We start from the raw sequence: 11893 nt of genomic DNA on the forward strand, positions 1-11893 counted from the left end.
CTATTATCCCAAAGAGTTCACCCCCACCCAGCCCCCGGTGAAGCCAGGGCACCTGCATATCCGGAGAGGCGGCAAAGAAACATGGGCGGAACAGTAGCACGGGGTGCCTGGGAAGTATGGGGTATGAGCGACTTTCGAGGCCAGAGGCCGCTGAGGAGCCATACCCCATACTTCCCAGGCAGGACCCCTCGATAAACTTACACCATGTTTCTTTGCCGGCAATCCCCATATTGCAGGTGCCTTTGGGCGACTGCATTGATTAGAGGGTCCCATTGCGGGTATAGTTATACCATGGGAAGCATATTCGACCGCCTCGGGAATGTCATAAAAAGTTACCTTAACGATGAGGATGAACGCCTGTTCGGCTCGGGATCGCGCCGGCAGCATCAGTCCCAGGGGGACCCGGATCTTGACGCGGCGTATGAAGAACTGGACGATTTCCTAAAAGGAGAATCTCCTAAGCATTCCTTCTGGCGGGATGATTTTTCGGATGATCCCGGAAAAAATACCGGGGCCGGAAAAACCGGCGGAGCGGCCCAGGGAAACCGGGCGAAACCGGCGGTGCCGGAAGCGCTCAGACAGGATTTCGCCGAACTGGGGGTTTCCTTCGGAGCCGGCGCTGCGGAATGCAAGGCCGCGTATAAAAAACTGCTGAAAATTCACCATCCTGACCGCCACGCGGGCCATCCGGGCAACATGAAAAAAGCCACGGAAAAATCTGCCCGGATAAACGCGTCCTACCGGCGCATCGAAATCTGGCGGGAAACCGGAAAAATCGAATAGCCGCCGCCGGCTAAGTCTCATCGGCCGGAACAGATTCCTCCGTATCTCCGGCTTCTTCTCCCCATTCGGCCAGCTTGCGGTGAAGAGTCTTTCTGCCGATGTCGAGAATCTCGGCGGTTTTGCTTTTATTGCCCTTCTGGGCCGTAAGGGTATCCCTGATAATTATCCGTTCGGCATCTTCCATGGTGCTTCCCATGGGGATCCGGATCCAGCCGGCTTCGGAGGCCGTGTGGAGCGTGGGGGGCAGATCCGCCATGGTAATAATCGGCCCCTTTGCCATGACCAAGGCGCTTTCGATACAGTTGCGCAGTTCCCGGACATTCCCCGGCCAGTCATAGGCGTACAGCGCCGCCCGGGCCCGGTCGTCGATCCCTTCCACGGCTTTTCCGTTTTCTTCGGCGAATTCCTTAAGGAACGCGGTGATCAGCAGGGGCAGATCGTCCTTGCGTTCCCGGAGGGGCGGAACATGGACATTTACCACATTGAGCCGGTAATACAGATCCTCCCGGAAGGTTCCTTTTTCAATCTCTTCCTTCAGATCCTTATTTGTGGCGGTCACGATCCGGACATCCACCTCGATGGTTTCCTCGCCCCCTACCCGCTCAAACTTTTTTTCCTGGAGCACCCGGAGCAGTTTTATCTGAATGTTCTGGTCTATTTCGCCGATTTCGTCGAGGAAAAGGGTCCCCTCGTTGGCCAGCTCAAAGCGGCCCCGCTTGCGGCCGACCGCTCCGGTAAAGGCCCCCTTCTCATGGCCGAAGAGTTCGCTTTCCAGGAGGCTGGCCGCCAGGGCGGCGCAGTGGACTTTAATAAGCGGTTTGTCCTTCCTGGGTGAAAGTTCATGGATGGCGTCCGCCACCAGTTCCTTACCGACTCCGGATTCACCGGTAATGAGGATGGAAGCCTTGGTCGGAGCGGCGCGGCTTATGGTATCGAAAACCCGGCGCATGGGCGCGCTGGTTCCGATCATGGTCGTAAACTGCCGTTTCTGCTCCAGTTCCTCCTCGAGCCGGCGGTGGCGCAGAACCAGTTCGCGGTTCTGGAGCGCCCGCTTTACCAGGAGGCTGAGCCGGTCAAGGTTAACCGGCTTTGTCAGGAAGTCGTAGGCCCCGTTGCGCATGGCCTCAACGGCGTTTTCCACGGTTCCGTGTCCGGTAAGGACTATCACCGGGACCCCCGGTGATTCCGAACCGATACGCTGGAGCAGGTCCTCGCCGCTGAGCCCCGGCATTCTGAGGTCCGTAATGACCAGGTCAATATCGCCCTTCTGGAACCGCTTTAAACCGGCATCGCCGTCGGGAGAGGTTTCCACATCGTGGCCGTCCATCCGGAGTGCGGCGGCGAGGCCTTCCCGGATATTTTTTTCATCATCCACAACGAGAAGTTTAAATTTCATGTTCAGCCTCTTCTGTGTATGGTATGAGCCGGGTATCACCCTGGGGCCGCGGCAGGGAAATAAGGAAGCAGCTCCCCTCCCCGTCCCTGGAAGTAACGGATATCTCTCCCTGGTGTTCCTTGATTATCTTAAAGACCATGGTCAGCCCCAGGCCGGAACCGGTTTCCTTTGTGGTAAAATAGGGCTCGAAAATCTTGGAAAGATTTTCTTCAGGGATCCCGATGCCGGTATCGCAGATATGGATAAAAATATCCGTATCGTCGTAGTCGGTTTTAATGGTCAGGGTGCCGCCGCCGGGCATGGCCGCCATGGCATTTTTAATGAGGTTGAGCAGCGCCTGCTTCATGTACCGTTCGTCAAATTCCACAATGGGAAGATCCCTGGAAAGGTTGAGCTCAGGGGTAATCTCCCAGGCGTCGAGCTCGTACTGCACGAATTCAAGGAGTTCCTGGATCAGGGTGTTTATATCGCCCTCACGGGGCTCTATATTCATAGGCCGTACGGCGAAAAGGAAATCCACCACGATGTGGTTGAGCCGATCAATTTCCTCGTTTACCACATCCAGGTATTTGTCCAGAAGGTTGAAATATTCCATGGGCCCTTCTTTGGTTTCCCCCTGCTGCGCCAGCAGCGCCTCGGTATAGATATCCCGGTTCGCGTCGATGGCTTTCTGGATAAGCTGTATGTGAATCGAGATTGACCCCAGGGGGTTTTTTATCTCATGGGCGACCCCGGCTGCCAGGGTCGTGAGACTCGCCAGGTTTTCCGCCCGGCGGAGCCGTGCTTCTTTGGCCCGCTTTTCGGTGATTTCATCCACCAGTATGAGGGATCCCGTAACCTGGTGTTCCTTAACCAGGGGAAGCACGCTTATTGAAAGGAGCCGCTGGATTCCCTTGGCTTCGACATTGAATTCCCGGTCATGGACCCGGTCTCCGTTGAGCAGGGTGACCTGGAGAAAGTCCGCCACCTTGTCGTCCCGGATGACGTGCCAGATGGCCTGTATTCCCGGCTCATAAAGCCCGATGGGCAGAAACCGTTCGGCGAATTTATTGATGAGGATGAGATTGTGGTTTTTATCACAGACCAGGACCCCTTCGTTGAGGGAATCCAGAACCGATTCGAGGCGGTCGATTTCTTCAGCGGCGTATACCAGCAGGGCCTCAATCTGGTCGCTGGTCATTTTCGGGAGTTTTTTCAAAGCCCGCTCAATGAAATTCCTCATTTCCGCGCCGCTCCTAATTCCAAAAACGAAAGCCCGTCCCGCAGTTCCACAAAGAGCCGTTCCGACACCAGGGCCGGGTTCTGGTTGTAAGTGGAAACCGCGGTTTCGGCGGAACGGATCCTGCCGTTCCACAGGTCACGGACAGGAATTCCCTCGGGACCGCCGCCGGACAACCGGAGGCATTCGGACACGATGCGCTGGAGCTGTCCGAGAAACTGGGAAAAGAGGCTGCGGACTTCGAAGCCGGAAGTCCGTTTGAGCAGTTCCTGAAGGGCTCCTTTGGTTTCGGTGCTGGGCCGGCCCAGGCCGGCGGCTTCCGCCAGGGGAGCCGCGTATTTTCCCAGGGCCACAATTACTTCCGGAACCCCGGTCTTTCCCCGTTCCCGGATACCGTGGATCGCCGCGGCGGCCGCTGAGGCGGTAAAAAACGCCGCCAGGGGGTACAGTTCTTCCCCGGGGACGGGCATAAAGGATTCAAGGTATTTCAGAACCCCTTCTCCGGGAACGGCGGCGGCAAGGTTTTTTTCCGCCCCCCCGGGATCGCGGAACACCCGGCGGATCACGTCGGTTTCCACGGCCTGGTCCCGCCGGTAAAACCGGTAGGGCCGGAGCCGGGACCGGATGGTGGGAAGCAGCGCTCCGGGGTTCGTGCTGGTCAAAAGAATATTTACCCGATCGGGGGGTTCTTCCAGTATTTTAAGCAGTGAGTTCCGGGCCCCGTCCTGCATCCGGTCGGCATTCTCGATGATAACGAGCTTCCGCCGGCCCGAGGGAGCCAGCCGGCTCCAGTAGGATGCCCGCCGGATATGGCCGATGGGGATTGAGTCGGATATCCCGTCGCTTTCCAGTTTGAACGCCAGCTTTGCCAGGGACAGGCTCAGTTTTTCGGCCTTTTCGTCCGGAACGCTGCCGGCAGCCTGGAGCGGCAGGGCGGTAAATTCCTCAAGTTCCTCATGAAGGGACCCCAGGGTTCCGTTAATTTTGCTGAGTTTCGGATCATCTTCCCAGAGCACCGGAGAAAACCGAACCGCGAGCTTGCGGACCGCCCGTATATAGAGCAGCTTCGCCGAAGGCGCATTCGGTTCCCGGAGAAAAGCTTCCCGGGACGCCGTGATTTCAGCGGAAAAATTCCGGGGACCCAGGAGAAGCATATCTGTATGGGAAAGCGTCCGGTGAAGGGAACATGCCGGACAGGGACAGTTCCACGGAGCGCCGGGGGATTCGCAGGACAGAATCCGTCCCAGTTCAAGGGCGGTGCTCCCCTTTCCGGTCCCCGCCGGGCCGGAAAAAAGCATCGAGGGAGCCAGGGCCGTTTCCCGGATATCCCTGGCAAGCTGCTCCACCGACTGCTGTCCCAGAATATTTTCAAACATGGGCTTTATTCCTGTTCATACGGCAGCCAGAACGGTAAAAACCGACCGCTGGACCACCCCGATAAGCGGCAAGAGAAGCCGGGCAAAAAAACTGTGTTCCAGGAGCGGAAGCGGATCGAAAAGCGGCTGGATCGATATGATCAGCAGGACAAGAGAAACGAGCACTACCCCTTCCAGCAGTCCGAACACAACCCCCAGTATCCGGTCTATTCCGGTAAGGTTTATTCTGTTTACAATATCCCGGAGAAGGTATTCGACGAATTTAACCACAATAAACACAATAAGAAACAGCGCGATAAAGGCGATGAGTTCAGGGATTACCTGTATCTCCATCCCGAATTTGCTCCGTATGAACTGTCCGCCGTTTTTGTAAAAAAAGACCGCCGCGAGAATGCCCAGCACCACCGAAGCCATGGACATAAATTCCTCGACAAATCCCTTGAGGGCGCATCGTATGATCAGTATAAGAATCAGGGCCGCGAAAATAATATCAATAACCGTAATACTCATTTTTTTGTACTCCTTAGAAAATCCGCAATGGCGTCCGAAACAATCCGGGCCGCGTCGGTCCGGCCCATGGCCGCAGAAGCCGCCGCCATGGAATGCAGCTTTTCCGTATCTCTGCCCAGATTAAGGAGCAGACTTTCCAGTTTTTTCTCATTGATATCGCCGCCGTCAAGGACCAGAGCGGCTCCGGCCTTCCTGAATACCTCGGCGTTTTCCACCTGATCGCCCCGGGTGCCGCTTCCCCGCAGGGGAATTAAAACCATGGGCTTTCCTTCGGTGGCGCATTCCCAGACCGTCCCGGCGCCGCTCCGGCCCAGAACCAGGTCGGCGGCGGCAAGCACGTCGGGCATCTCTTCGCCGATATAGGCGTGGGGTTTATACCATTCACTTCCCCCCGGGGCCCCGTCCCAGCTGCTGCCGGTCTGATGCACCACGGTGAAGGTTTCCGTAAGCGAAGGAAGGCACTTCTTAACGAGCTCATTTATTTCAAGCGCCCCCTGGCTGCCTCCCAGCACCAGCAGAACCGGCCGGTCTCCGCCGATTCCCAGGAAGGCCCTGCCGCGGCCGGCGTCGGCGGTCCGGAATTCCCGGCGGACGGGATTGCCCGCTACTACAGCTTTGTCCCGGTAAGCTGGCGCTATCATGGGAATGGTTTCGGCGTAGGCGGTAAATATGGTATGCGCGAAACGGCAGTTTATCCGGGTTGCCAGGCCGGGGCTGAAATCCGATTCATGGGTAAACACGGGAATACCCAGGGAATACGCCGCCGCGCAGGGCGGCACGCTCACGAATCCGCCCTTTGAGAACAGGAGATCCGGTTTTTCCCGTTTCAGTATCCGCCGGGCCGCCAGGAATCCGGCGGCCACCTTGAACAGATCGGCCATATTCCGCAGGGAAAAATACCGCCGGAGTTTTCCCGCGGGGATACCCATAAAAGGAATACCGGCTTTCTCGATTATTGACCGGTCCATACCGGTTTTCGCCCCTATCCAGAATATCTGCGGCGAGATGATTTCCTTGAGGCAGGATACGACGGCAAGACCGGGGTAGATATGGCCTCCGGTACCGCCGCCGGTACAGGCGATTTTTACCATACTGTAAAACTACAGGATTTTTAATATTTCCGCAATCAATACGGGGGGAGCACCGGGTCTTTCAATCCAAAAAGCACTCGGGGAGGACTGATTCTGCGGGGCCCGCCGTACAAAATGGTGAACGGCTTCTGTCTCGGCCTTCGGCCTCCAAAATCGCTCATTCCCTATTTTGTACGGCACCCGGCGCTACCAGTGCGGTCCGGGTACTTTTTGGATTACCCGGCTCGGTTCTGCCTTTCCCTAGAGGGCTGCTCCCCCTCGCTCCAGCCTTGCCGCGTTATATGTGGAGTTTTGCAGAGCAAAACTCCTAAAAGACTTGACGCCCCAGGCGGCAAGTCTTACGCTTCCCCCACTTCTGGTCACTGGGCGGTGAAGATCAATCCTGGGTAAATATTGGTACGTAACAAAACCGTCCCGCAGAGGGATTGGTCAGCCTTATCCAAGGTTCCGCGGAGGCATTTAAGCGGTAGTGGTACGTTTCGGGTACGTATAGGGTACGGAGCGCGGGTATGCCGGTCATGTGCAGTTTGAGGGGCGGGATGCTGCTAAGAATCCGTATATTTTTCGAAAAGAGCAACAATGGACGGCTTATTGAACAGCTTTGCGTATGTAAGGGCGCTGGCGCCGAGGCTGTCGGGAGTACGGGGATCCGCCCCTGCCTTAAGGAGCATCTCCACGGTAACTTCATCATTGAGGCCCACCGCCAGAATCAGCGCCGACTGCCCGTCCTTGCTTTTTACATTGACATCAGCACCGGCTTTGATGAGCTCCGCAATTATCCCGCTGTGCCGTCCAAGGGCGGCATCCACGAGAGCCGTTGCTCCCCGGTCTTCGGCGGGCTGGTCAACCGCAGCGCCTGCCTTGAGCAGCTGTTTAATACTGTGGATATCCCCGGCCCGGGCCGCGAGACACAGGAGGGGAACCCCTTCCTTGCTCCGCGCGTCGGGAGAAAAGCCCGCCCGGATAAACAGTTCAATGGCCTGCCGGTTTCCTTCGATAACACAGGTTTCAAAGGACTCTTCATTGACCGGGACACCGAGTTCCAGAAGTTCTTCCCGGGCCTGCCGCATGGCGTCATCCCGGATCCACTGATGGAATTCGCCGGCAAGAAAATCGTTGAACCCGGTTTCGGAAGAAACAAAAGCGGCATGATCAAAGGCGTCCCCGTCTACGCAGGAAAGTTCCCCGCCGAAAACCAGCAGCGGCTTTCGGCTTCCCAGAGAAAACGCCGCGGCGAATACGGCCCAGGGTTCACCGGCGCCATCCTCCGGCGGAGTGACAAGAATAACATGGGAAGCATCCCGCAGATGCTCTCCCAGGGAGGGATTGATCCGGTCCCAGGCTGAATCCAGGGCAAGCGCGGCCGCCCCGCAGCCCTTGGGCAGCGCTTTTTCCAGATTTTTCATCAATACTTTTGGAGAAATGTTTTTTTCGGCGGCATCATGCAAAAGAAGTATTTTCACAGTGTTTTTCCGTATTATAACCATCGGCGGGGATGAAAAATATAGTGAGTATTTTATTCCCGGGTCCTGTCTGCCGCCGGCAGCGTTCTTTTAAGGTACGTTCCGAGATCCGCTTTATAAAGCCGGTACTTTCAGTTTTGCCATGCAGTTATCAAGGTAAAATATCGAGGCGCCGTCTTCGGGGAGGATTTCCAGCACCTTCCTGAAGCTACCCAGCGCTTCCGGGAAATTTTTCTGGTAATACCGGATCATACCTTCTTCAAAATGTGTACTTGCCTGCATCTTCCGGTCCAGAGCCGACGGATCGATGCCGTCAAATATCTCAAAAACAGACACCGGATCGACCTTTCCCTTCACCCTGACCTTTCCGATAAACCGGTACATGTACGAACCGGGATCTTCCAGCTTTTTAAAAGTTTCCTCGCTTATGGCAAGGGAAATATTGAATACCTTGGTAATGCTTTCCAGCCGGCTGGTAAGGTTTACCGCGTCGGAAATCACGGTATTCTGCATGCGGTCCTCAACCCCGACGACCCCAAGCATCAGCGTGCCGGTGTGCAGGCCGATACCCATGGAGAGAGCCCGGTACCCGCATTTGGACCGGTGGTAATTGTATTCCACCAGTTTTTTCTGAATCTCAATGGCGCTGCGGACCGCAGAGTCGGCGCCGTTATCCTGGGGATACAGGGCAAGAATAGCGTCGCCGATATACTTGTCAATAAAACCACCCTGTTCCGTAATAACCGGCACGATCCTCGACAGATAGGAGTTGATGAATTTAAAACTTTCCTCCGGGGTCAGCTGTTCCGACAGATCCGTAAACTGCCGGATATCCGAAAAGAAAATAGTCATTTCCTGTTTGGTGTGGTCCCCGAGCTGGAGGTCCATCACGGAGGTCTTGTTGAGGATTGTGAGAAATTCCTTGGGAATAAAGGGGTTTATCGCGCTGGAGACCTGGGACATACCCTGAGGGTATCCGCTGTCCGGGAGAGCCTGTTCATCGGCCGCGGCCAGAATCTCAGGTATGCTGCTGTCCGCCGGGTCCTGATCACCGGGAGACGTTTCGCCGGATGCTGCCGGGGCGGCTTCCGCGGGGCCCGGGACCTTCCCCGCCAAAAAATTTGGTCCCGCGATATTCCAGGCCGCCAGAGCCAGGGCCCAGAGGAATATCGGCAGGGGAAAAAACGAATCAAGGTAAAAAGAGGCCCCCAGGAGAACCAGAACCACACAGAAAAAGCCAAAACCCCGCAGGTTACGGCTCCTGGCTGCCGTTACCAGTGAAAGAATAACACAAACCCCCAGTACCGGAGGAAGAAACGCTTCTGTACTCCGGGAAAGGACCGGCGGAAGGAAAAGCGCGGCGGCGAAAACCCCTATCATCAGCGCGGCCAGCCACCGGGGAAAAGGCCTGTTCAAACTGATCCGGAACATGGCCGAATAACCGCCGAATACAAAACAGAACAACCCCGCGGCGCCAATCAGGAAACCCGCTGCTGGAGTAATAATACCGAAATATGACAGAAAGAACCCCACGGCAGCTGCCAGGGAAGCTCCGGCGGAAACGGCTGTTCCCGCCGATCCCTCCGGGAGATGGCCGGATTTCCGCAGATGGCCTATGCGGTACAGCGCCCGGAGGGCCGAAAATACCACCAGCGCTACGGCGCAGCCCAGGAGAAAGGTAAACATAGGAATCTGCGGTCCCTGGAGTGCCCCGTCGGTGCGGAAAATCCATGCCGCAGGGTATATTGTAGTATCCTGCATGGTATCGGCCAATGAAATCACCTAATAATAAAGCATAGTCCGCAAAAAATGAAGCTAAAAACAGTATAATCCGAGGATAAACCGCCTTTTTTTGGCAATTATATCGGTAAAAAAGTATTTTCTTCTGAAATATCAGGACAATCAGGCAAAAAAAAGACTGTTCGGAGAAAGAATCCGAAACAACGGACATTTTCTCCGAACAGTCTTCCGTGCCGCCAAAGGGGATCGAACCCTTGACACAAGGATTTTCAGTCCTTTGCTCTACCTACTGAGCTACAGCGGCCTGATTAATGTCTTTATACCCGGGGGATAAAAAAAAGTCAATAGGGAATATGGGGTATAGACCATACATTCCATCAAGGAACAAAAAACCGGAACAGCGGTGTTATATTATTTATATTTTAGGAGGTATCTTTTGTTATTTCCATATATTGGGTTATAATTATATTAGTAATCTTTTGATATATATAGCGTGATAGATACATGCTGTTTTCAAATGATGAGGAGGATGTTTTAATGAAAACACAGACAAAAATTACTGCGCTTATGCTTATCATGGGACTCGCGGTGGCGGTTTCGTCATTTGCGAGCCCTCTGGATGGCCTGCAGAAACAGGTGGATAAATTTGCCGATTCCATGGCGGAGTCGCTGCCGATGAATTCCACCATCGGATTGAACTGGTCCGATGCTTATATCGGCCAGCTCATCAGCGCGCCGCCCCATTTAGGTGTCGGCGTTTTCGCCGGTGTCACAACGTTCGATATGGATATCATCGACGAACTCGCTGCCGCTATGGGCGCTACGGTGGATCTTGATCTCAATAAGTTTCCCATGCCCGCCTTCGGCGGAGATCTACGGATCGGCGGGTTTTTCCTGCCCTTCGATGTGGGTATAAAATTCGGTATGCTGAGCGATCTTGACCTCGGGGATATCAACATCAACTACATGCTTGTAGGCGGCGATATACGGTACGCCCTTCTCAAGGGCAACGCCGTCCTCCCGAAAATATCCATCGGTGTCGGGGTTAATTATCTCAAAGGCGGGGTTGGTGCGACCCTCAACAAAGGACACAGATTCGAAATCGGTCCCGATTATATTGAAGTGACCGATCCCAGCGCCAATTTTGAGTGGGAAACCACCACCCTGGATTTCAAGGCCCAGATTTCAAAGTCCTTTGCCATAATCACCCCCTACCTCGGCCTCGGGGTCACCCACGGCTGGTCCAAAGCGGGATACGAAATCGAATCGGATATTCTCTACAATGGATACCCGATGACCGATACCCAGGCGAAACAAATCAACAACGCCCTGTCCGCCCAGGGAGTGCCGACCATCGACTTTGACGGATCCAAGGGGTTTTCCTCAATCCAGAGTGTCAACGGATGGGGTTTCCGGGCTTTCGGCGGATTTTCCATCAACATAGTGGTTATTAAGATTGATCTTTCGGGGATGTACAACTTCCTCGACGGAAACTACGGCGGAACCCTGGGAATACGGTTCCAGTTATAGCGGAAGAATTATTCAGTAAAAAGCCCGTGTTAAACACGGGCTTTTTTTATGTCCGGGCGGGAGGTATCAAAGCTCATTCATCCTGGAGTCCCGCGGCATTACCGGAGAGGGCTATTACAAGGTCAACTTCCGCCACGGTTGCGCCGAGACGGTTTGCTATGAGATCCGAGGAAAAACCCGCCCGGGCCAGTTCGTTGACCCGTTCGGCAAATGACGGCGGTTTCGGTTCTATCTGCACCGATGAACGGATGAACCGCGGCTTCAGTCCCGGCCCGGCGGGAGTTTCCGGAGAACCGCCGGCGGCGGCAGGTCCGGGGGCAATTCCATCCGGCGCGGCCTCCGTTCCGGGTGCGGCGGTACCGGCGCCGAAGCCGAGTTCCGACTGCGCCCCCGCGCCGTTATCCGCGGGCTCAGAAACGTCCGCAAAGGCGCCGGCATGACCGGTCTTCACCGGAGGGGCATCGTTTTTTACGATATAGCGGCGGCCCAATTCCGCATAGGCTGATTCCTGGGAATTGCGCCGTTCCAGTTCGGTTTTGTACACCGCGATCCGTTTATCCGCGTCTTCCAGAAGTTTCCGGAGCGCTTTTACCCGCTCTTCTACCAAAGTGATATCCCGGTCCGTGGCCGCGTCGATGTCGGCGATCATTTTATCCACTTCATCCCGGAAGTCACTGAGAATACGTTCCTGGCCTGTCCGGCGTTTTATATATGAACGGAGATATAAAAAGGCGAATCCCCAGAGGATGATTCCGGCAACGGAAAGCAGAAGCGCCAGGGACATA

The 11893-nt window shown here is 55.3% G+C and carries 10 protein-coding genes and 1 tRNA gene; 2 read left to right on the forward strand and 9 right to left on the reverse strand.

Annotated features, from left to right (window positions below; genetic code table 11):
* Nucleotides 1-291: 291 nt before the first annotated feature.
* Nucleotides 292-783 carry a J domain-containing protein gene (locus tag JFL75_RS04695; protein WP_215625533.1) on the forward strand — a complete coding sequence of 164 codons (492 nt, stop codon included), beginning with the start codon at nt 292-294 and terminating at the stop codon, nt 781-783.
* Between the two features lie 10 nt (nt 784-793).
* Here the strand turns inward: JFL75_RS04695 and JFL75_RS04700 are convergent, their stop codons facing one another.
* The 8 genes from JFL75_RS04700 to JFL75_RS04735 all read right to left on the reverse strand — a co-directional run bounded on the left by JFL75_RS04700 (nt 794) and on the right by JFL75_RS04735 (nt 9882).
* Entirely contained in the window at nt 794-2179 is a 1386-nt protein-coding gene (locus tag JFL75_RS04700; RefSeq protein WP_215625534.1) for a sigma-54-dependent transcriptional regulator, read from the reverse strand.
* Nucleotides 2169-3401, reverse strand: coding sequence for a two-component system sensor histidine kinase NtrB (locus JFL75_RS04705; RefSeq protein WP_215625535.1), 1233 nt, complete (start codon nt 3399-3401; stop codon nt 2169-2171). The genes JFL75_RS04700 and JFL75_RS04705 overlap by 11 nt, the downstream gene beginning before the upstream one ends.
* Nucleotides 3398-4774: a DNA polymerase III delta subunit-related protein gene (locus JFL75_RS04710; protein ID WP_215625536.1), complete on the reverse strand. Its 1377-nt coding sequence runs from the start codon at nt 4772-4774 to the stop codon at nt 3398-3400. The genes JFL75_RS04705 and JFL75_RS04710 overlap by 4 nt, the downstream gene beginning before the upstream one ends.
* Before the next feature lie 15 nt (nt 4775-4789).
* Nucleotides 4790-5284: a CvpA family protein gene (locus JFL75_RS04715; RefSeq protein WP_215625537.1), complete on the reverse strand. Its 495-nt coding sequence runs from the start codon at nt 5282-5284 to the stop codon at nt 4790-4792.
* Nucleotides 5281-6375 carry an undecaprenyldiphospho-muramoylpentapeptide beta-N-acetylglucosaminyltransferase gene (murG, locus tag JFL75_RS04720; RefSeq protein WP_215625538.1) on the reverse strand — a complete coding sequence of 365 codons (1095 nt, stop codon included), beginning with the start codon at nt 6373-6375 and terminating at the stop codon, nt 5281-5283. The genes JFL75_RS04715 and murG overlap by 4 nt, the downstream gene beginning before the upstream one ends.
* Before the next feature lie 545 nt (nt 6376-6920).
* Entirely contained in the window at nt 6921-7838 is a 918-nt protein-coding gene (locus JFL75_RS04725; protein WP_215625539.1) for an ankyrin repeat domain-containing protein, read from the reverse strand.
* A gap of 114 nt (nt 7839-7952) precedes the next feature.
* Nucleotides 7953-9611, reverse strand: coding sequence for an adenylate/guanylate cyclase domain-containing protein (locus JFL75_RS04730; protein ID WP_215625540.1), 1659 nt, complete (start codon nt 9609-9611; stop codon nt 7953-7955).
* 198 nt (nt 9612-9809) lie between these two features.
* Nucleotides 9810-9882, reverse strand: a tRNA-Phe gene (locus tag JFL75_RS04735).
* A 233-nt stretch (nt 9883-10115) separates the two neighbouring features.
* On the opposite strand from JFL75_RS04735, the gene JFL75_RS04740 reads away from it, so the two are divergent.
* Entirely contained in the window at nt 10116-11108 is a 993-nt protein-coding gene (locus JFL75_RS04740) for a DUF6588 family protein (protein WP_215625541.1), read from the forward strand.
* 73 nt (nt 11109-11181) lie between these two features.
* Here the strand turns inward: JFL75_RS04740 and JFL75_RS04745 are convergent, their stop codons facing one another.
* Nucleotides 11182-11892 (reverse strand): hypothetical protein, encoded by a 711-nt coding sequence (locus JFL75_RS04745; protein WP_215625542.1) that lies wholly within the window; start codon nt 11890-11892, stop codon nt 11182-11184.
* Nucleotide 11893 lies beyond the last annotated feature (1 nt).

It is taken from the genome of Breznakiella homolactica (genome assembly GCF_016616095.2).
Classification (GTDB): Bacteria; Spirochaetota; Spirochaetia; order Treponematales; family Breznakiellaceae; genus Breznakiella; species Breznakiella homolactica.